Here is a 21206-nt window from a genome sequence, read left to right on the forward strand (position 1 = left end):
TTTTGGAGGTCCTGATGATGAATCGTTATGTGACACAACATCGACGTGACGCCATGGCACTCGTCACCGCGTCCGTCAGTTTGACCTGGGCCGAGTTAAGCGCGGAGAGTGCCCGTTTAGCCCACTTCTTGGAACGGGTCGCACCCGAAGCCCGCCATATCGGATTACGCGCTGCGAACAGCGCTGATTATGTCATCGCTGTCCATGCCATCCAGTTACTCGGAAAAGTGCTCGTTCCGCTCAACACACGGTTGACGATGAGCGAACTGGCAGGACAAATCGAGACGGCCGATATCGATGTATTGCTCGTCGATGAACCGATTGAACTGTCGATCACCCAATTCGCGTTGACGTCACGAGATGAGGCGTCACTCGCCACACCGCACGAGTGGGCAGACGATGAAGTCATGTCGCTCATGTTCACCTCAGGCACGACCGGTCGAGCCAAGGCCGTAAAGCAGACGTTCGGCAATCACATCGCGAGCGCCGAGGCGGCCAAGACTCGCCTCGGATATGGGATGAGTGATCGGATGCTCATCGTCACGCCACTCTTCCATATGAGCGGACTCGCCCAAGTGTATCGGAGCGCCCGTTTCGGTTCGACATTATACGTCGAACCGAGGTTCGATGTCGTCCAGACACTCGAGTTGATTGAGACGGCAAGAATCACCCACATCTCGCTTGTCGCCGTCATGCTTCAGCGTCTCCTCGACGCAGGTCTTTCCCGCCATCAGCTACGACTTCTGCTCGTCGGTGGTGGTCCCGTACCGCGCCCGTTGCTCGAAGAAGCCGAGCGGCGGCAGTTACCGGTCGCCCAGACGTACGGAATGACGGAGACGTGTTCGCAAGTCGCGACGCTCTTGCCATCCGAGGCGCTCGCCCACATCGGTTCGAGCGGTCAATCGATTGCGCCGACCCAACTCCGTATCAATGCGGATGGGGAGATTGAAGTGAACGGACCGACGGTGACCCCTGGTTACTATAGACAGCCAGAGGCCGACGCCTGGACGCCCGACGGCTATTGGCAGACCGGTGATCTCGGCACAATCAAGGATGGTTACTTGTACGTCCATGACCGTCGCAGTGACTTGATTATCTCTGGCGGCGAGAACATTTATCCAGCCGAAATCGAGAGCGTGTTATTGCGTTGCCAGGGCATTCAAGACGTAGGGGTCGTCGGTCGTCCCGACCCGACTTGGGGAGCGATACCTGTCGCCTTCACGGTCGGTACGTTCGATTTCGATGAGGCAATTCAGCTGTTGCACGACCATCTGGCGTCTTATAAACATCCGAAAGCATGGATTGCCGTCGACGAGTTGCCTCGTAACGCCAACGGTAAATTGATGCGTCATCGCTTAAAGGAGGCTGACCATGATTCGTCGCGCTGAACTGTATATCGTCCCCCTCACGTTCAAACATCCGATTGTCACCGCCCACGCCGTGTTGACGACGAGACGGACGGTCATTCTCCGTCTGGAGACGGTCGACGGTGTTGTCGGCTACGGGGAAGGTGTCGCGTTCGAGACGCCATGGTATACGGCTGAGACCGTCCGCTCCGTCATCGATACGTCCGCTTTAATTATCCAACTGTTGAAAGGAATGACGTTGTCCGCCGCCTCGTTCGGTACCCATGTCAGCTCCATCATCGGCCATCCGATGGCGAAAGCGATGTGGGAAAGCGCTCTATGGGAGGTGGAAGCGGCCCGCGCGAATCAGACATTAAAACAATACGTCCAAGCCGGCGACACCGTGGCCTGTGGCCGGACCATCGGCATCGGTCTGCTCAGTCAAACATTGAACGCCATCGAGTCTGCGCTCGCGTCCGGATTCGACCGGATCAAGTTAAAAGCGTCCCCGCATGAACTACTCCCTGCGCTCGGCGAAATTCGGAACAATTTTCCGGACGCCCCGCTCATGATTGATTTGAACGGAAGTGGCTCCGAGCAACCGCTTGACTGGTTTGAGGCGTTAGATACCTACCGTCTCTTGATGATTGAGCAGCCTTATCCGAGCACACATTGGGTCGAGACAGCAGACTTGCAGGCACGGCTCACCACACCGATTTGTCTCGATGAATCGATCAGTTCGGCTCAAGACGTGGCGACGATGCATCGACTTCGAGCCGGTCGCATCGTCAATATCAAACCGGCCCGCGTCGGCGGCTGGAGCGAGGCACTCGCGATTCGCGATAGCGGCACCCCCTACTGGGTTGGTGGTATGTATGAGTCCTCCATCGGCCGTTATCACACGCTCTTATTCGCCTCAATGAGCGGAGCCGCCTACCCGGCCGATATGGCCGGGACGAGCGCTTACTTCGAGACCGATTTGCTCGATACCCCGCTTGAGGTCGAGAACGGACAGTTGATGCTTCCCGACCAGGTCGCACCGGATTGGACGACAATCGAGCAACTGAGCGAACAGACAGTTCGACTCCTGTAAAAACTCCGCAAAAAAAGCGGCAGACCTCGCGTCTGCCGCTTTTTCATCGTTAACGGAATGTGCCCGTCAACACTTCATAGCCGTCTTTCGTGACGACGACCGTGTGCTCGAATTGAGAGACGAGGCTGTTGTTCGGGGTGAACAACGACCAGCCGTCTTCTTCCGATTGATAGACGATTTCGTCTTGCGTCGAGATGAATGTCTCGACGGCAATGACTTGACCTTCCTTCAAAATGTCGTTCTCTTCACGACTATAATAGTTCGAGATCGTCTCCGGCTCCCCATGAAGGGTGCGCCCAAGACCATGGCCCGCTAAGTTGCGGATGACCGTGAAGCCGTTCTTCCGGGCATCGGCATAAATCGCCTTGCCGATTTGGTTGACCTTGACGCCCGCCTTCACTTTGCTGAGACCCGCTTCGAGCGAGGTCAATGACACTTCGACCAAACGCTCGTGTTTAGCCGATTTCGGTGTGCCCGCGATGACCGTACGCCCAGTGTCGGCATAGTAACCATCCTTCACGGCCGAGACGTCGACGTTGACCACGTCCCCGTCTTGGATGACAAGCTCGCCCGGAATCCCGTGGGCTGCGACTTCATTGATGGAGATGCACGTGTAGCCTGGGAACTCATACATCGTAATCGGGGCCGAGGCGGCCCCTTCCGCTTCCAAAATACGTTGTCCAATCTCATCCAACTGTTTCGTCGTCATGCCCGGTTTGACCGCTTTCGCCATCTCGTCGCGCGCCAAGGCGACAATCCGTCCAATCTCACGCAATGCATCGTAATCATAATCTAACATCGTTTTCCCTCTCAATCTAATAGTCGATTTTGATATAAGAACTCTTCTGATAAATCCGCAAACAAGAACATGCCATCCGGTAACGGATAACTGAACGTCCGTGTCACTTCGTTCGAGCTGAAGTCACGATAATCCTCGGACAAGTAGCCTCGTCCGCGCACGTCCATCGCCGCCATCGTGCGAATGAAGTACGGCCGGAAACTCCAGTTATAGCCGCGATACGTATTGTCGACTGTCCAATTTGACTGCGCCTGATAGACGTTCGCGCTCGTCTGGAACCCGGTTTGGTCCGTCAAATAGTAGCGGACGAACGTTCCTTCGAGTTTCGGCGCAATATGGAGCAACCATTCATCTTTTTTATCGCGCGACCACTTCCCGCTTTGGACGAGGTCGTGAATTTGTTTATGGAGTTCGAACTCAAGCTCATACAATCGCTTGATCCGCTCTTGATCGTGCAAGAAGAATGACGGCACTTCTTGTGTCAAGACGCTCATGCCTTTCGCTTCGCGCGGCGGTGTCGCATCACCTTGACCCAGGAGTCCACCCATATAATAACGTCCGCCATGACGCCACGCATAACGCAGCTGCCCGAGGTGATCAATTGATTTGTACAAGAGCGGAGCCCCGAGACGGGAAGCGATATATTCCATCGTCTGAAGCATTTGCGGATACGTGACCGATAACGTCTTCTTCTCGACCATCGTCGCCAAATCGACGAGTAGCATCTCAGGCGCCACCGTCATGATATCTTCAATGCTTGTCGACTCAGCGAAGTCGAGCGCGACTTTGACACCGGACGAACGATAATATTGGACGACTCGTGACAAACGTGACACGTCGACGAGGTCAGTCCCTTGAAGTGTCACATAAATGCGATGGAGCGGGAAGTTCAACTCCCGCAGCGGGGCCAAAAACGCCTCGCCGCCTTGATCGAGAATCCATTCTGACCGACATCGGAACGTGACGAATTGCGTTTCGTCCCGCAACTGTTCGGCGGCAAGACGCTCCATGCGTTTAGCGATGTCGAGCTGATACTCCAGCGGAACGTCATCGTCATAAAAGAAAGGGGTGAGCGATTCGCCCCTGAACTGCCCATGCACCATATACCCCTCTACTTGAAAGGTAGCAGCCCCGAGAATCGGTTCAAATGTCACTTCGACTTCTTCTGGGTTCATCATCACATCCACTGCATCCACCTTGATCACCTCGTCTTTTTTTCTAAACACGAAAGCGAGCTGGGTTCAGCTCGCTCGTGTATGCACATACATATAGGCACCGAAACAAGCAATGAAATATACGATACTCATCACACCGTACCCGATTCCCATCTTCCCACCGACGCCGATGGCCATCACCAGCCAAATCATGGCGCCGAACAGGAGCGTGGCGACCGGGATATATCGGAAATTCGGACGTTCGGTCCGCGTTATAATCGGTTTCAAAGCCAGGACGCACGCCAATAGTATGACGAGACCAAAACCTAATTCAATCATCCGTTGACACCTCATTTTTCTGTCTCTACTCGTTTAGTGTAGCATGACACCAAAAAAAAAACCGCAAATCCACTTAGGGAGATGCGGTTTTGGGTTATTGATTAGTCACGCGGACGGCGTGGGCCACGGTCGTCTGAACGACGACGGTCTTCTCCACCCGTGCGTTTGCCACGGTATCCACCGCCGCCACCGCTGCGTCCACCACGGTCACCGCCGCCACGACGTTCGCCGCCGCCACTGCGATTTCCACGGTATCCACCACGGTCGTTGCGTCCACCTTGACGTTTGACGCGAACTGGTTCTGCATACGAGATTTCAACCGGAGTTGAATCTGGCTCTTTCGTCAATCCACGAAGTGCCGCTGCGAGAAGCTCGACTGCTTCGTATTCTTCAAGAAGCTCAGTCGCAAGTTGCGTGTAAGCTTTGAAGTCGCCCGCTTGTACACGTTCGATCAAATCTTCAGCCGATTGCTTTTGGTTGCCCTCAAGCACTTCTGCGATTGTCGGAACGTGACGACGGTTCATCTTCTTGTTTGTTACGCGTTCGATTGCTTTGACTTGACCGAATTCACGTGGCGTGATGAACGTAAGAGCTGTACCTGTTTTACCAGCACGGCCTGTACGTCCGATACGGTGCACGTAGCTTTCCGGGTCTTGTGGGACGTCAAAGTTGTAAACGTGTGTAACGCCTGTGATATCAAGACCACGTGCCGCTACGTCTGTTGCGACCAAGATGTCAATCGTGCTGTTTTTGAAGCGACGGATGACTTGGTCACGTTTTGATTGCGTTAAGTCACCGTGAAGACCATCAGCCGTGTAACCACGCTTGATCAGTGCTTCTGTCACTTCGTCAACACGTTTCTTCGTACGAGCGAAGATGATGCTGAGTTCTGGCGAGTCGATGTCGATCAAACGGCAAAGCGTATCGAATTTTTGGCCTTCGCGCAATTCGAGGAATTGTTGGTTGATGTTCTCAACTGTCATTTCCTTCGCTTTGACTTTGATGATTGTCGGCGACTTCATGAAGCGCTCAGCAATCTTCTTGATTTGTGGTGGCATTGTTGCAGAGAAGAGAAGCGTTTGACGTTCAGCCGGAAGGCCTTTCAAAATCATCTCGATATCTTCAACGAAGCCCATGTTGAGCATTTCATCTGCCTCATCCAAGATCACTGTTTGGATCTCGTCGAGTTTGATCGTCTTGCGTTTCATGTGGTCCATGAGACGTCCAGGTGTCGCAACGACGATTTGTGGGTTCTTTTTCAAACCACGAATTTGGCGGTCGATTTGTTGGCCACCGTATACTGGAAGTGCGTAAACGCGCTTCGCTTCACCAATTTTGTTCAATTCTTCTGCAACTTGAATCGCAAGTTCACGTGTCGGTGCAAGAACAAGTGCTTGGACTTGACGTGCCTTTGTATCGATTCGCTCAATTGTCGGAATACCGAAAGCTGCTGTTTTCCCTGTACCTGTTTGCGCTTGACCTAATACGTCCACTCCTGTGAGTGCGACAGGAATTGTCTCAGCTTGGATCGGTGTAGCTTCTTCGAAGCCCATTTTGAGTACACCTTTTACTAATACTTCACTTAACTGTAAATCTTGGAATTTTGTCAAATTATATTCTCCTTTTTTCATACAAAAAACGTCTGAGGTTTAGTTCTACAGACGTTTTTACAATGTTTCCTCGTAGTCAACTCTTACTACTATAACGCATTTGTTTCTAAAATGAAAGAAATACATTCTAAAACTTTTTATAGCCACCTGGACATGAGTTATCTTATTTCAATTTATAGCCATTGTCGAGTTTTTCAACTTGCTTTTCTTTCAGCAGTTTCCCGAGCGCCCGTTTGAACGCTGCTTTACTCATCCCGAACTCACGATCGATCACATCCGGCGCCGTCTTGTCGCCGTAAGGCATTTGGCCGCCGCGCTCTTCAATGTAGGCACGGATACTTTCCGCATCCGGGTCGATCGCCTCATAGGCTCGAGGTTTCATTGAGACGAGGACCGTCCCGTCTTGCTTCACTTGTGTCACGCGCACCGTCAATTGCTCACCGAGGCGCGGCCAACGTGTCATCTCTGCTTCATGTAGGAAGCCAAGCGACTCGTTCTCGACCCAGACGTTCACACCGACGTCGCGTCGATTGACGACGATCGCCTGCACATCTTGGTTGCCCCACTCTTCTTTGGCGGGACGCGCCAATAAGTTCAGGTACGCATAATGAGCCGGTTCGCCGAGGAGGCGGCTCTTTTGGTCGTACTTGAGACGAATGCATAGCTTGTCTCCTTCTTTCGGCCAATACGACCGGTTCTCAGGAAGATCATCTAATGAGACGAGTACATCTTTTTGAATCCCGATATTGACGAACACACCTGTGTTATACCGGACCCCTGTCACTTCATACCATTCATAGTCATCGAACGTGACACTAGGAATCGTCATCGTCGAAGCGAGACGTCCTTCCGAGTCGTGATAAAGGAAGACGCGTACCGTCTGTCCGACCGCAACTTCTTCTGTTTGTTCTTTTCGATGAAGGAGTACCTCTTCGCGACCGTTTCCGATAAACACTCCAAAATCAGCTGAACGTTCCGCGACCAAGTCTACTACTTCTCCTGCACGTAATGCCATACAATCCACATCCTTTTTCATCTATTACTGTCAGTATACCTACCTACACACGTTCCTAATCATATCATGTTCGATTTCATTGCTCCGCTTAATTGTGTCTAAATTGTGAACGAGAGACGAAGACGCATATGACCGATTGGCGAGCATTCTAACGTCTTTATTTCAACTTTTGTGACAATTTTGTGAACGTGCATTTTCCATCTAGTATCCACATTTTGAAAACGTTATTATTAAGGAAGTGTTGTTTAACGAATTAGGTTTCAGCCATGGCCGAACGGGGGATAATAAATGTTTGATGTTCAATCTCGATCATTTGCGAAGCGCTTTATGAAAGGCTTATTGATTGCTTTCTTCGCGCTACTCGCTTCACTTAGCTTCATTTTCTCAAACGGAGTCGATACAAACGTATCTTCATCCGTCACGATGGTCCAAGAGTAAACGCCCTCTCCTGACAGAAGGCGTTTTTTTGTTTTGTTCCGACAAAAAAAGGGATTTTTTGTGCAGCTGTCGAACGAACATAACGTTCGGCTTTTACTATTGAATCATCTGGGAAGGGAGAGCCACTCATGCTATTTTATTTTCTCACCACGATTCTTTCGGTCGTCGGTTTGTCCGTCTCGCTCCAAACTGGTTTTTTCAAAGACCCGATCGGTACATTCCTGTTCGCCGTATTGCTCGCCATGGGCTTATCTTCATTTAAACAGTTAGTCGCACAAACGAACGTCTTATTGATTGAACGCCGCAACCAGAAAAAAATCAAACGCATCGTGGCACGTATGCATTCAAGTACACGTAAACGTTCTACATAACACTCGTCTTCACCCTCCACTTTTGTTATTCTATTGTAGACAGAGAGCAAAACGGACTCAACCCGTAGGAGGCACAAACACGTATGAATGAAATCCCTTTATCGAACGAATGGCTATTACGTTATTCACCTGTCATGGAGCTATGGCTGAAAGAAGATGGCATCTTGCTCGTCGACGATGACAACCGGATTCGACTCACCCTCGAAATCGGCACTGATCACGTCATGCAGTTCAAGAGCATCGATCAAGACGGGGCTTACTTTGCCGTGGACCCGGTGAATAAACGAATCACGTTCGAACTCGAGGAAGAAGAAGAGGAAAGCGAATCTCGCTTCTGGGAATAAGGATTCATGCCGAAGAGTCGGATTCTCGCTTAGAGAAGAAGACTCTTTCTTCGTGTCCAGACTAACAGTTGTACGATTGAAAGGAGAATGACTCATGATCCGCACCGCCATCTGGTTTATCACCTTTTTTGCCGTCTTACCGCTGACGCTTCCGTTCTATCCGAAAGCGAAACGGCTGACGCCGCCCGAACGTTACGCGTACGTTCAAACCGTCGCCTATACATGGGCAAGCTTTCTACTCCGGATTGCCGGCGCTCGCGTCCGCGTTCACGGCCAAGAGAACATTCCGAATGAACCGGTCGTCTACGTCGCGAACCACCAAGGGAACTTCGATGTCCCGATCATGATCACGGCGACGAAACATCCGAAAGCGTTCATCTCAAAAATCGAAGTTCAAAAGTTCCCAATCATCCCACGTTGGATGGAACTAATGGGTTGTATCTTCATCGACCGCAGCGACCGCCGCCAGTCGATTAAAGCCATCCGCTCCGGCGTCGAGACGATTCAATCCGGCCAATCGATTATCGTCTTCCCGGAAGGCACCCGCTCGAAAGGCGGGCCGATTAAAGAGTTTAAAGCCGGCAGCCTGACGCTCGCCACATCAAGTGGCGCCAAGATTGTCCCGGTTGCCATCAAAGGCAGTCATCATTTGCTCGAAACGAAAAACCGCATCACCCCTGGGACGGTCGACGTCACCTTTTTACCGGTCATCGATCCGGCCGACGTCCCGAACAAAGAAATTGCCGCGCTTGCGGAGACGATGATTCGCCGCGTTGTTGAAGGAGAAGAATCATGAGCTTATTAACGATTGAAGGTATCCACAAAGAATTTGCAGATAAAGTGTTATTCGATGACGTCACGATGACGATTCATCCAGGCAATCGCATCGGTGTGATTGGAGTCAACGGCTCCGGAAAATCGACGTTTTTAAAAATCGTCGCTGGCGTCGAGACGGCAGACCGCGGTTCGATGCAACATCCAAACGACTATCGGATTCGCCATTTGACGCAAACGGTCGATTTCGATCCGGGTCAAACGATTTTGGACGCCTTGTTCACGAGTGACACCCCATCCGTTCAAGCATTGAAGCAATATGAACTGGCCCGCCAAGCACTCGAGGCAAACCCGACGAGTGAACAGTGGTTGGGACGCTTCATGAAAGCCCAACAAGCAGTCGATGCAGCCGACGCTTGGGAGACAGAGGCCAAGTTGAAATCGATTTTGAATCGGCTCGGCCTTCCGGATGTGACGGCGGAAATCAGTTCGCTCTCCGGTGGACAGCAGAAACGGGTCGCTTTGGCCGCCGCCCTGCTCGATGAAGCCGACCTGTTGTTGCTCGATGAGCCGACAAACGAACTCGACGCCGATACGATTGCTTGGCTCGAGACGGTTCTGGCCGATTATCGAGGCGCCATCTTACTCATCACCCACGACCGCTATTTCTTGAATCGAGTCACGAACCACATTCTCGAGATCGCCGACGGGACAAGTTATTTTTATGACGGGAACTATGAGCTCTTCCTTGAAAAACGCGCCGAACGAAAAGCCCGGTCGCATTCGAAGGAGCAGAAACGCCAAAACATCTTGCGCCGCGAGCTCGCCTGGTTGCGCCGAGGCGCCAAAGCCCGGACGACGAAACAGAAGGCGCGTATCCAACGCGTCGAAGATTTGAAACACCAAGAGACGCTCGCCGAGGATGAGGCGCTCGAAGTGTCCGTCGGATCACGTCGTCTCGGGAAAAAAGTGATTGAAGTCGAGAACTTATCATTCGGCTACGACGACAAGTTGCTCATCCAAGACTTCACGTGGTTGTTCGGACGACGTGAGCGGTACGGCATCGTCGGACCAAACGGTAGCGGGAAGACGACGCTCATGAACTTGCTCGCCCATCGCCTTCAACCGACGCAAGGAACGGTCGTCCATGGCGAGACGGTCCATCTCGGCTATTACGGGCAACAAGTCGAGTTTGAGGACACATCGCGCCGCGTCATCGATGAGATTGAACGCATCGCTCAAGTCATTTATACGCCGGACGGCGAGACGATCACGGCCAGTCAGATGCTCGAACGGTTCCTGTTCACCCCGGACGCGCAATACAAACCGATTGCCAAACTATCCGGTGGCGAGAAACGCCGCCTCGTCTTGCTCCGTATCTTGATGGACGAGCCGAACGTACTGTTTTTGGATGAACCGACGAACGACCTTGATACGGAGACACTGTCCGTCCTCGAGGACTACTTGGAGTCGTTCCCAGGTACGGTCATCGCCGTCAGTCACGATCGCTATTTCTTAGATCGTATTGCAGAGCAGCTCATCGCCTTCGAAGATGGGACGATCAACGTCTATCACGCCGAATACAGTGATTACTTGGCCACACTCCAAGAACAGACGAAGCAACAAGTGAAGAAAGAATCGAAAGAAAAGAAAGAGCGTGTCAAAGTCGACGTCGTCAAATTCACTTTCAAAGAGCAGAAGGAATGGGAGACGATCGAGGAAGATATCGCTTCTCTCGAGTCCGAGATTGAAGCAGCGGAAGCTCGGCTCGCTATAGCCGGAAGCGACCTCGGCAAAGTGAATGAACTGTACGCCGAAATTGCCGCGTTGAAAGAAGCACTCGATGCGAAGATGGAGCGTTGGGAATATTTATCGGAGATTGATGAACAAATTCAAGCACAGAAGAAATAAAAACAAGGATCACGCGTCGGCGTGATCCTTGTTTGTCGTATAGCCATATACATGCACATCGTGCGCGCGTTCGCCTTGTCGCATATAGCGGCGAAGCGTCCCTTCCCGCGAGAAGCCGGTCTTTTCGAGCATTTGTTGCGACGCGACGTTCTCGGTGAAGACGATGGCCCCGACCCGTTCCATCTCGCCTGTCTGCGCGGCATAGCTTAACGCGGCCTGGAGTGCTTCGGTCGCATATCCGTGACGCCAATAGTTCGGGTGAATTTCATAGCCGACTTCGGCACGTCGATGTCGCGGCGCTCGGTTATGGAATCCAATCGTTCCAATCAAGTCAGACGACTCTTTCGTCACGATGCCCCAGCGCATCACCGCACCGGATTCAATCCCTTCGAGCATACCGGCAAGCATTTGTTGCGTCTCCACGATGGACCTATGAGGTTCCATTCCGTAGTAGCGCAAGACGTTCGGGTCTGAAAAGATGGTAAACAGCCGTTCAGCGTCGGTCACGTCGAGTTGTCGTAATCGGAGCCGTTCCGTTTCAAGCATCGGTAGCATGCTGCTCACCCTTTACTGACGATGTTATGTTGAAATGCATAGACGACAGCTTGCGTCCGGTCATAGACGTCGAGCTTCGTCAAAATATTGGAGACGTGCGTCTTTACCGTCTTCAACGAGATGTATAGTTCGTCGGCGATGACTTGGTTCGATTTTCCTTCCGCCATCAACTGCAAAATCTCACGTTCCCGGGCCGTCAGACTCTCGTGCAACGTCTTTTCCGGGTGACGGAGCCGCTCAAGCATCTTGCCCGTCACTTGGGCGGCCATGACGGGATTGCCCGCTGCCGTTTGACGAATCGCATCGGCGATTTCATTGGCGTTTGCCGTCTTCAAGACGTAACTCATCGCCCCGGCCTCAATGACGGGATACACTTTTTCATCATCTAAGAAGCTCGTCACGACCAAGATTTTGGCGTCTTTCCAACTCGCCTTGATCCGTTTTGTCGACTCGACCCCATCGACAGGTTCCATTACTAAATCCATCAAGACCACATCCGGCTTTTCTTGGATCGCGAGTTCCGCCCCAGTCGCGCCGTCCGATGCCTCTCCGACGACTTCGATGTCAGGCTGCGTCGACAAGAACGCCGAGACTCCGGCCCGCACCATCTCATGGTCATCAATCAATACGACTCGAATCATTGTAACCCCTCCACTTGTTGTTTCACACGCACTTCAATCTGAGTACCGACGCCGGGCACACTGACGAGTCGTAACGTCCCGCCGACCTCAGCCGTCCTCTCTCTTATCGATTGTAAGCCATATGAGGCGACTTGTGTATCATCGACATTAAAGCCGATGCCGTCGTCGTTTATTTTTAAGATGACCGTTTGTTGCACGGTCCGCATTTCGATTTCGAGTCGCTTCGCTTTCGCATGTCGAAGCGTATTGCTGATCGCTTCTTGAACGATACGGAACAGTTCATTTTCGGTGTGACGCGACAACTCGACTTCTTCGAGGCGCCAGACAAGTTCGGTCGACTGTTTGCGCGACAACTCTTCTAACAATCGCTCGATACCCGTCTTGAGCGTCATCCCTTCAAGTTCGACCGGACGAAGTTGCAACAAAAGCGAGCGCATCTCGGCCTGAGCCGTTTGCGCCATCACTTCGACTTGTTCAATTTGTTTGGCGGCCACATCCGGCTTCGCCTCGATCGTCTGCTTGGCTGCCGTCGTCATCATCGAGATGGCGTACAGTTGCTGGCTGACCGAGTCATGCAACTCTCGGGCGACACGGCGCCGCTCCTCAACGACGGCTTCACTGCGCGCTTCCTCGACACTGACAGGCCGGTCACCGACCCGTTTCGCCATCTCGACCATTTCTGCGCGCTGTTTCGAGATGCGTGCAATTCGTTCGAGTGTGTCGCGATAAGGAGACAGCGGCCGGAACGTGATTTCTTTTTGATTCTCGAGCTTCCATAAGGCAATCGCCACTTCCCGGAAGTCACGGCGCAAATAAAAGTACGAACCGACCCCGAACACGCTGCCGATCAAGACGGCGATGACGAGGATAGACACACCGAAAGGCAACCCTTCTTCACGTGTGAACAGATCTCGGAGTGAAGTCGAGTCACCTATTAAAAATGCAATCGTGACGAACAGTGCCGTCAATAGGCTACTGAACAGTTGATGCCAGACGACGGTCCGTGGATACGAATCCTTCTTCATACGGTCATCACCTCGACACTTCCGCTCATGAGTACGATATGAATCCGGACTTTTCGTGTCGCCGACGCGTAATCGTCCGATGCCGTATAAAAGCGACGGTTGAACACCGGTGAATAATTCGATTCGTCGACTTGAATCTTGCCGAACCCGATCGAGGCGTCAATCGAGTAATCGTAACCTGCCGGAATGAGAATCCGGATATCCCCGGCGAGCCCATTCAACAGTAAGAACGTCTCTCCTTCCGGGATAATCGCGCGCGACAAGTCGAGTTCGACGTCACGCAACAAGAAAAATTCATTCGTGTCTTGGAGCACGTAGTGACCACTTTCTTTCGTCCCGAACGTAAACGCCTGTTCTTGCCGGATGTGCGACTTGAATCGGGTCGATTCGAGCGGACGGTTTTTATACAGCCGATAACCGAACATGAGCAGTAAGCCCGACAACACAAAACCAAATGCCGCCGACGAAAAGATGAGTCCGACGAGCATGATGCCGCCAATCCCGTAAAAGATATAGCTGACCGGCTGATTGCCTTTGCGGCTGAACCGTCGTCCGATATAAAGTAACAATAACGGGACGACCATGCTGAAGAGGACGCTGTTTCCACCCGTCACGATATCGATAAATAGTCCAATGGCAAACAAAATAATCATGAATCCGATGATTTGGCGTGTGTTCCAACGTTCCACGTTGCTTCCCCCTCTCTGACAGTATGTACAATGAAGCAAAGAAGCGATGGCCCAACTCATTCGCCGGACCATCGCTGAACCGTTGCGTCAGTCTTGTTTGAAACGACGCTCAAGTTCTTTTAGTTTTGCTTCGAAATCATCTTCATCCGCTGCATCGATTTTCTCTTCAGCGGCCGGTTCTTGCTTCTTCTCTTCTTCCGTGAACGGATGAGTCTTCGACGTCTCCGCTCCGAAGATTTGATCGAGCGCACCTTTCAATAAATCCAGGTTTTCTCGCATCGCGAACTCATAGCGTTTGTTTTGCATCTCATCGAGTTTCAGTCGCATCTCGAGGGCACGGCGCTCGAGTGCGTCGAGTTCACGCGCTCCTTCGTCGAGCAACCCTTCAAAGTAACGATACTGCTCACCGTAATGCTTCGACTCGAGTGCGGCCCGCTCCGCGAGTTTTTCTTCGCCCGCTTGTTTGGCGAGCTCGGTCTGCTCGTAACGCTTATCCGCCATCAGTTTAGCGTCATCACGTTTTGTCGCCAGCTCATCGAGGAGCGCTTTTTGACGTTCGACGAGACGTTCGACGGACATCGCTTCTTTTTCAGCACCACGGATGTGGCGGTTCAACTCGGCCTCCCCGCTCGAACGCGGTGCCGAACGTGGACCCTCTTTATCTTGGAACTTCTTCATCTCTTTCGACAATTCTTTCGTCAACTCGTTAGCTAAATCACGAAACTGGTCAAATGGTGTTTTCATCATAATATCCTCCTTGTGAAGCTTAGCGACGGTTTACAAACTTCTGCCACACTTGATCAAACGATTGAAAGCTGCTCCGGTTCGCACGCGAGCCGTCCGCATTCAAAATCTCGACGTCTTGTTTTTGGTTGGCATACATCATATACCCTTTAAACAATACCCATGCCACCACAATCCCGATTAACGCCCAAATATTCGATAAAATTGTGATGATCCCGATCACGGCAAGCGCGCCGTAACCGATTTTTGCGCCGACATGTGTCACGGCCATGAATCTGACTCCAGCCCACAGTGCTAAGAGCGCCCCCAAACCGAACATGATCATATTCGGTAAAAAGCCGATTAGAACGAGAACTAAAGAGATCGCGGCCACGATGAACAACACTTGTTTCACCTGGCGATTCATCTATCATCCCTCCTCGTTAAGTACACTCTTATCATAATACGTTATTTTTTATAGCGCGACGAGCGCAAGGCCCGTTTTCCCTCGGTCTATAGACTGAGATGATAGCGTTCTCAAATCCTGTGCTATACTAAAGGCATCGAACAATGAAAGGATGATGTTTTATGAGCACCGTATTCAACGCAGTATACACCTTGTCAGCCAATCGGAGGGCGACTGTCCTCCATCACTAAGAGGAGGATTCTATTTGAATCAAACAACAATCACAACGGGGCGTGTCACGGCACAGTTCCAACATATGTACACGGTCACGACCGAAAATGCAGCCTACACGTGCAGCGTCACCGGGAAATTCCGACATGAGGCTGAAAGCGAGCGCGACTATCCGGTCATCGGTGACTTCGTAGAGTTCACCGTTCGCGAACACGGTCAAGGCGTAATTCGACGTCTCCTTGAACGGCGCACTGTCCTATCACGGGCAGCCGCCGGCAACGAGACGCGCGAACAGCTGATCTGTGCGAACGTCGACTTTATCTTAATCACGATGGCGTGCGGACACGATTTCAATCTGCGTCGGCTCGAGCGTTACTCGCTCGCCGCGTGGGAAACTGGCGCCACGCCGTTCATCGTCTTGACGAAATCGGACCAAGTCGACAACGCAGATGCACTCGTCGACGAACTTACGTTGACAGTGCCTGGGGTCGACGTCTTCCCTGTCAGTTCAGTCACTGGTGACGGCGTCGAAGCGTTGCGAGCCGCACTGCCGAGCGGAAGCACCATCGTGCTCGTCGGCTCGTCCGGTGTCGGGAAATCGACGCTGACGAACGCGCTCGCCGGGACGACCGTCGCCGAGACACAGGCAGTCCGCGAGAGCGATGAACGCGGCAAGCATACGACGACGCATCGCGAACTGTTCCAGATTGACGATTTGTTCGTCATCGATACACCGGGGATGCGTGAATTTGGCCTTTGGGACGGGGCCGATTACCTCGACGATACGTTTCGGGATATCGAGGCGCTCGCCGAGGCGTGTCGGTTCCGGGACTGTTCACACCAGGCCGAACCCGGTTGTGCGGTCCGCAAGGCGATTGAAACCGGGATGCTCGACGCGAAGCGCTATCAAAGCTTCGTCAAGCTCGAGCGTGAACTCCGCTACGCCGAAAAACGACAAGCGGAAGCGGCTCGTCTCGCCGAGAAGAAGAAACGAAAAACGAAAGCTTAATCTACGAAAGGAGTCACAGAAAAACTGTGGCTCCTTTTTTGACCTTCCTGACCTAGCACCAAGTCCTATCAGCAATCCGACATTTGTGAACAACCGTTCAGAAATAGTTCGCCCAAATGCAGGTAAAACCCTCGAAAGTAAGCGGTTTCTCCGTTACAATGGACTCGTATTGTCACAGATTAAAATCGCTAATTATAGGGAGAGACTTATGAAAACATTGAACGAACGCGCACTCGAGATGCATGCCTTCCATCACGGAAAATTGGAAACGACACCGAAAGTCGACGTCGACACGAAAGAAGCACTCAGCCTCGCCTATTCGCCTGGCGTCGCCGAACCGTGCCGTCGCATCGCCGAGGATAAAGAGTTGTCGTATGACTACACGCTCCGCGCCAACACGGTCGCCGTTGTCTCGGACGGGAGCGCCGTGCTCGGTCTCGGCAATATCGGTCCAGAAGCCGCACTGCCGGTCATGGAAGGAAAAGCCGTCTTGTTCAAAAGCTTCGCTGGCGTCGATGCGTTTCCCATCTGTCTCGACACGCACAACGTCGATGAAATCGTCCGGACGGTCGAACTGCTCGCACCGACGTTTGGTGCCGTCAACTTAGAAGACATTAAAGCACCCGAGTGTTTTGAAATCGAAGCCCGTTTGAAACAATCGCTCCCGATTCCTGTCTTCCATGACGACCAGCACGGGACAGCCATCGTCGTTTTGGCCGGTCTCGTCAACGCGTTGCGCCTCGTCGATAAAACGATGCCTGAACTCCGTGTCGTCATGAACGGTGCCGGGGCCGCGGGCATCGCCATCGCCAAACTGTTGAAGCGTTTCGGTGTCGAGGACCTCGTCATCTGTGATACGAAAGGCGCGATTTACGAAGGACGCGTCGAAGGGATGAACCCGTTCAAAGATCAAATCGCCAAAGCGACGAATCGGAAGCAACACGAAGGATTGCTCGCCGACGTGCTTCAAGGTGCCGACGTCTTTATCGGTGTCTCGGCGGCCGGGGCCGTCACGGAAGACATGGTCCGCTCGATGGCCGTCGATCCAATCATCTTCGCTCTGGCGAACCCGATTCCGGAGATTATGCCAGACCTCGCGACAAAAGCCGGGGCGCGTGTCGTCGCGACCGGCCGTTCCGATTTCGCCAACCAAGTGAACAACGTCCTCGCCTTCCCAGGTATTTTCCGGGGCGCACTTGACGTTCGCGCCAGCGAAATCAATGAGGAGATGAAGGAAGCGGCCGTCCACGCGATTGCCGATTTATTGACCGAAGAAGATTTGGCGAACGGTGTCGTCATCCCGAGCCCATTCGATGAACGAATCGCACCGGCCGTGGCGGTCGCGGTCGCCAAAGCCGCCGTCGAGACCGGCGTCGCCAAACGTCCTCTCGATGAGGCCGCCATCCGTCAGCACGTCAGTCAAAAACATTTGTAATCCAAAAACTGCGCAGACCATGATGGTCTGCGCAGTTTTTTAAACGGTTCCTTGTAAAATCCCTTCCGCCCATTCGACTTCTTCCGTCGTCGGGGGTTTAATTCCTTTGAGCGGATAGTCGAGACCGAGCGCCTCCCATTTATAGACGCCCATCTCATGGTACGGCAAAATTTCGACTTTCTCGACGTGGTCGAGCTTTTGAATGAACGCTGCCGTGCGGCGGAGCGCTCCTTCATCAAGTGTCCATTCCGGGACGAGGACGTGGCGAATCCACATTTTCGTTCCGCGCTCGGATAAATGTTCAGCGAGCGCGAGCGTGTTGACGTTGCTCCGTCCTGTCAGTTTCTTACACATGTCATCGTCGATATGTTTGATATCAAGCAACACGAGGTCCGTATGGTCTAAAATCGCATCCAAGTTAGGGGGACGGAGTGCACCGGACGTGTCGAGTGTCGTATGAAGCCCGTGTTTCTTTGCTTCACGCAAGAGCGCCTCTAAAAACTCTGGCTGCGCGAGCGGGTCGCCCCCAGAAATCGTGATGCCGCCTTTTGACGCTTCCATGAACGGACGATAGCTGAGCGCTTCTTGAATGACGTCCTCGGCCGAACGATGGTTATTCTTTTTGAAATCCCACGTGTCAGCATTGTGGCAATACAAGCAACGAAGCGCACAACCTTGTAAAAAGACGATAAAACGAATTCCCGGGCCGTCAACGGTTCCAAACGATTCGACCGAGTGTACATATCCCATTGTCATCGAAATGACCTCCTAACGAATGAGCGGCCCTCGAGTGAAGGCCGCCAAGCCTTTGTTTACAATGAACCGTGGAACGTCCGGTTGATGACGTCGATTTGTTGCTCCCGTGTCAATTTGATGAAGTTGACCGCATAGCCAGAGACACGAATCGTGAGCTGTGGATATTCTTCCGGGTGCTCCATCGCATCGAGCAACGTCTCACGGTTGAAGACGTTGACGTTCAAGTGATGTCCTTTATGCTCGCCGCCCATATAACCGTCAAGGAGTGCCGCCAAGTTGAGTTCACGGGCCACTTCTTCTTTACCGAGCGCTTTCGGTACGATTGAGAACGTGTATGAAATTCCGTCTTGTGCGTGTTCGAACGGGAGTTTCGCGACTGATGAGAGCGACGCAGCTGCCCCTTTCGTATCGCGGCCATGCATCGGGTTCGCACCAGGTGCGAACGGTTCGCCGGCGCGACGTCCGTCCGGTGTGTTCCCTGTCTTTTTGCCGTAAACGACGTTTGATGTGATCGTCAAGACCGATTGCGTATGGAGCGCATCGCGGTACGTTTTATGCTTGCGTACTTTTTGCATGAACGACTCGACGAGCTCGACGGCAATCGCATCGACACGGTCGTCGTTGTTGCCGAATTTAGGGAAGTCGCCTTCTGTCTCGAAGTCGACGGCAATGCCTTGCTCGTTGCGGACCGGTTTCACGGTCGCATATTTGATGGCTGAAAGACTATCCGCCGTGACCGAGAGGCCGGCGATGCCACATGCCATCGTCCGTAAAATCTCAGGGTCGTGGAGCGCCATCTCGATTCGTTCGTATGCATATTTATCATGCATGAAGTGGATGACGTTGAGCGTGTTGACATAGAGCTCGGCGAGCCAATCGAGCGTCCGGTCGAAGTCGGCATACACTTTGTCGTACGTGAGCACGTCCTCGGTGTTCATCTCCCAAACCGGTGCGATTTGGTCGCCGCTCTTCTCATCACGGCCTCCGTTCATGCTATAAAGGAGTGCTTTCGCCATGTTGGCGCGGGCTCCGAAGAACTGCATCTGTTTCCCGATTTTCATCGGTGACACACAGCAGGCGATGCCGTAATCGTCACCGAACTCTGGAAGCATGAGGTCGTCGTTCTCATATTGGATGGCGGACGTCTCAATCGACATCTTCGCACAATATTGTTTGAAGCCTTCTGGCAATTTCGTCGACCAAAGCACCGTCAAGTTCGGTTCTGGTGCTGGCCCGAGGTTCGAGAGTGAATGCAAGAAGCGGAACGAGCTCTTCGTCACGTTCGAACGTCCATCCTCACTCATCCCACCGATTGACTCGGTCACCCATGTTGGGTCACCCGAGAACAATTCGTTGTAGTCAGGCGTGCGCAAGAACTTGACGATTCGAAGCTTCATGATGAAGTGGTCGACGATTTCTTGAACGTCCGACTCGGTCAAACGACCTGCTTCGATGTCACGTTCTGCGTATACATCGAGGAATGTCGAGACACGTCCAAGTGACATGGCGGCGCCGTTCTGTTCTTTGACGGCTGCGAGATATGCAAGGTATACCCATTGGTACGCCTCTTGTGTATTTTCCGCCGGACGGCCGAGGTCAAACCCGTACGCCGCACCGAGTTGTTTCAACTCTTGGAGGGCCCGGAGCTGCTCAGACATTTCTTCCCGTGTCCGAATATCTGCCTCTGATAAGAAACCGCCACGGTTCGCCAAATCTTTTTTACGTGCGGCAATCAAGAAGTCTAACCCGTACAAGGCAACGCGACGGTAGTCGCCGATAATCCGTCCACGGCCGTAAGCGTCAGGAAGTCCTGTGATAATCCCTGACTTCCGTGCTGCTCGCATCTCAGGTGTATACGCATCGAAGACACCTTGGTTATGCGTTTTGCGGATTTCCGAATAAATCTTTGTGATTTCAGGGTTCGGCTCGAAGCCATACGATTCAAGTGCAGCGTCGACCATTCGGATGCCACCGTTCGGATGAATCGAACGTTTGAACGGCTCGTCCGTTTGAACGCCGACCACTTTCTCGAGCTCTTTGTTTAAGTATCCCGGTCCGTGCGAGACGATTGTCGATGGGTTGTTTTGATCGACGGCCCAAACACCACCGCGTTCCCGCTCTTCTTTCGTCAATTCCATCACTTGTGCCCAAAGACGATTCGTCGCTTCGGTCGGTCCGACGAGGAAACGGTCGTCTCCTGTGTACTCATGTCGGTTCAAACGGATAAACTCACCGACGTTCACTTCGTTCGTCCACTGCCCAGGTACAAATCCTGACCAGGCTGATTTAATTTCGGTTGCCATTGTGGGTCACTCCTCATAGTTGAGATAACTGCGTGCTTTCTATAAGTTGAGTGTACGTGAAAACGTGAACATTATGTTTTACATTCTTGTGAAAGTTGTAACAATCTCATGAACGTTGGCGTGAAGCCGTTTTTGTAAGCGCTTTAAATTCTGTTATAACGTATTTCTCATTAACTATGAAACAGATAAATCACGTCACGACGCAATTCAAGTCGATTCTGTATCATCTGAATTCGGAT

Annotated in this window: 22 protein-coding genes; 9 read left to right on the forward strand and 13 right to left on the reverse strand. The window is 52.4% G+C overall.

The annotated features are described in order from the left end of the window. Positions 1–17 precede the first annotated feature (17 nt). A complete protein-coding gene (gene menE / locus KNP71_RS11695; RefSeq protein ID WP_131472477.1) occupies positions 18–1388 on the forward strand; it encodes an o-succinylbenzoate--CoA ligase in 1371 nt (456 codons plus the stop codon). Further along, on the forward strand, positions 1372–2439 hold the full coding sequence (menC, locus tag KNP71_RS11700; protein ID WP_131472475.1) for an o-succinylbenzoate synthase: 1068 nt from the start codon (positions 1372–1374) through the stop codon (positions 2437–2439). The genes menE and menC overlap by 17 nt, the downstream gene beginning before the upstream one ends. 49 nt (positions 2440–2488) lie before the next feature. Here the strand turns inward: menC and map are convergent, their stop codons facing one another. The 5 genes from map to KNP71_RS11725 form a co-directional block, all read right to left on the reverse strand. Then, entirely contained in the window at positions 2489–3238 is a 750-nt protein-coding gene (gene map, locus KNP71_RS11705) for a type I methionyl aminopeptidase (protein WP_029596039.1), read from the reverse strand. A gap of 11 nt (positions 3239–3249) precedes the next feature. Continuing rightward, positions 3250–4434, reverse strand: coding sequence for an EAL-associated domain-containing protein (locus KNP71_RS11710; RefSeq protein WP_029596040.1), 1185 nt, complete (start codon positions 4432–4434; stop codon positions 3250–3252). 45 nt (positions 4435–4479) lie between these two features. Continuing rightward, positions 4480–4731: a hypothetical protein gene (locus KNP71_RS11715; protein WP_021067789.1), complete on the reverse strand. Its 252-nt coding sequence runs from the start codon at positions 4729–4731 to the stop codon at positions 4480–4482. Between the two features lie 101 nt (positions 4732–4832). Continuing rightward, the gene (gene cshA / locus KNP71_RS11720; RefSeq protein ID WP_087576473.1) at positions 4833–6341 is read right to left on the reverse strand and encodes a degradosome RNA helicase CshA; all 1509 of its coding nucleotides are present in this window, start codon (positions 6339–6341) and stop codon (positions 4833–4835) included. 163 nt (positions 6342–6504) lie between these two features. Next, positions 6505–7356, reverse strand: coding sequence for a CvfB family protein (locus KNP71_RS11725; protein WP_029596042.1), 852 nt, complete (start codon positions 7354–7356; stop codon positions 6505–6507). 288 nt (positions 7357–7644) lie between these two features. Here KNP71_RS11725 and KNP71_RS11730 point away from each other — a divergent pair, with 288 nt between their 5' ends. From KNP71_RS11730 to KNP71_RS11750, 5 genes are all read left to right on the forward strand, one after another. After that, the gene (locus KNP71_RS11730; RefSeq protein WP_021067792.1) at positions 7645–7794 is read left to right on the forward strand and encodes a hypothetical protein; all 150 of its coding nucleotides are present in this window, start codon (positions 7645–7647) and stop codon (positions 7792–7794) included. Between the two features lie 128 nt (positions 7795–7922). After that, positions 7923–8165, forward strand: a complete 243-nt coding sequence (locus tag KNP71_RS11735; protein WP_021067793.1) for a hypothetical protein — start codon at positions 7923–7925, stop codon at positions 8163–8165. Positions 8166–8248: 83 nt separating this feature from the next. After that, entirely contained in the window at positions 8249–8509 is a 261-nt protein-coding gene (locus KNP71_RS11740; protein ID WP_029596043.1) for a hypothetical protein, read from the forward strand. Positions 8510–8603: 94 nt separating this feature from the next. Next, positions 8604–9305 carry a lysophospholipid acyltransferase family protein gene (locus KNP71_RS11745; protein WP_021067795.1) on the forward strand — a complete coding sequence of 234 codons (702 nt, stop codon included), beginning with the start codon at positions 8604–8606 and terminating at the stop codon, positions 9303–9305. Next, a complete protein-coding gene (locus KNP71_RS11750) occupies positions 9302–11194 on the forward strand; it encodes an ABC-F family ATP-binding cassette domain-containing protein (protein WP_214830746.1) in 1893 nt (630 codons plus the stop codon). Before KNP71_RS11745 ends, KNP71_RS11750 begins: the two co-directional genes overlap by 4 nt. A 9-nt stretch (positions 11195–11203) precedes the next feature. Here the strand turns inward: KNP71_RS11750 and KNP71_RS11755 are convergent, their stop codons facing one another. The 6 genes from KNP71_RS11755 to KNP71_RS11780 all read right to left on the reverse strand — a co-directional run bounded on the left by KNP71_RS11755 (position 11204) and on the right by KNP71_RS11780 (position 15254). Beyond that, positions 11204–11749 (reverse strand): GNAT family N-acetyltransferase, encoded by a 546-nt coding sequence (locus KNP71_RS11755; RefSeq protein WP_131472473.1) that lies wholly within the window; start codon positions 11747–11749, stop codon positions 11204–11206. A gap of 5 nt (positions 11750–11754) precedes the next feature. Then, on the reverse strand, positions 11755–12390 hold the full coding sequence (locus KNP71_RS11760) for a response regulator (RefSeq protein WP_021067798.1): 636 nt from the start codon (positions 12388–12390) through the stop codon (positions 11755–11757). Beyond that, the gene (locus KNP71_RS11765) at positions 12387–13415 is read right to left on the reverse strand and encodes a sensor histidine kinase (RefSeq protein WP_131472471.1); all 1029 of its coding nucleotides are present in this window, start codon (positions 13413–13415) and stop codon (positions 12387–12389) included. Before KNP71_RS11765 ends, KNP71_RS11760 begins: the two co-directional genes overlap by 4 nt. Further along, on the reverse strand, positions 13412–14104 hold the full coding sequence (gene liaF / locus KNP71_RS11770; RefSeq protein ID WP_214756675.1) for a cell wall-active antibiotics response protein LiaF: 693 nt from the start codon (positions 14102–14104) through the stop codon (positions 13412–13414). Before liaF ends, KNP71_RS11765 begins: the two co-directional genes overlap by 4 nt. Before the next feature lie 87 nt (positions 14105–14191). Further along, the gene (locus KNP71_RS11775; protein WP_021067801.1) at positions 14192–14848 is read right to left on the reverse strand and encodes a PspA/IM30 family protein; all 657 of its coding nucleotides are present in this window, start codon (positions 14846–14848) and stop codon (positions 14192–14194) included. Between the two features lie 22 nt (positions 14849–14870). Then, positions 14871–15254 carry a lmo0954 family membrane protein gene (locus tag KNP71_RS11780; protein ID WP_021067802.1) on the reverse strand — a complete coding sequence of 128 codons (384 nt, stop codon included), beginning with the start codon at positions 15252–15254 and terminating at the stop codon, positions 14871–14873. Between the two features lie 244 nt (positions 15255–15498). On the opposite strand from KNP71_RS11780, the gene rsgA reads away from it, so the two are divergent. Together rsgA and KNP71_RS11790 are read left to right on the forward strand one after the other, a co-directional pair. After that, a complete protein-coding gene (gene rsgA / locus KNP71_RS11785) occupies positions 15499–16473 on the forward strand; it encodes a ribosome small subunit-dependent GTPase A (protein ID WP_131472467.1) in 975 nt (324 codons plus the stop codon). Between the two features lie 208 nt (positions 16474–16681). Next, positions 16682–17908: an NAD(P)-dependent malic enzyme gene (locus KNP71_RS11790; RefSeq protein ID WP_021067804.1), complete on the forward strand. Its 1227-nt coding sequence runs from the start codon at positions 16682–16684 to the stop codon at positions 17906–17908. A 39-nt stretch (positions 17909–17947) separates the two neighbouring features. Here KNP71_RS11790 and pflA read toward each other — a convergent pair whose 3' ends face one another. Together pflA and pflB are read right to left on the reverse strand one after the other, a co-directional pair. After that, on the reverse strand, positions 17948–18664 hold the full coding sequence (gene pflA, locus KNP71_RS11795) for a pyruvate formate-lyase-activating protein (protein ID WP_021067805.1): 717 nt from the start codon (positions 18662–18664) through the stop codon (positions 17948–17950). A gap of 56 nt (positions 18665–18720) precedes the next feature. After that, on the reverse strand, positions 18721–20967 hold the full coding sequence (gene pflB / locus KNP71_RS11800) for a formate C-acetyltransferase (protein WP_021067806.1): 2247 nt from the start codon (positions 20965–20967) through the stop codon (positions 18721–18723). Between the last annotated feature and the right edge of the window lie 239 nt (positions 20968–21206).

It is taken from the genome of Exiguobacterium sp. s56 (genome assembly GCF_018618255.1).
GTDB classification, from domain to species: domain Bacteria; phylum Bacillota; class Bacilli; order Exiguobacteriales; family Exiguobacteriaceae; genus Exiguobacterium; species Exiguobacterium chiriqhucha.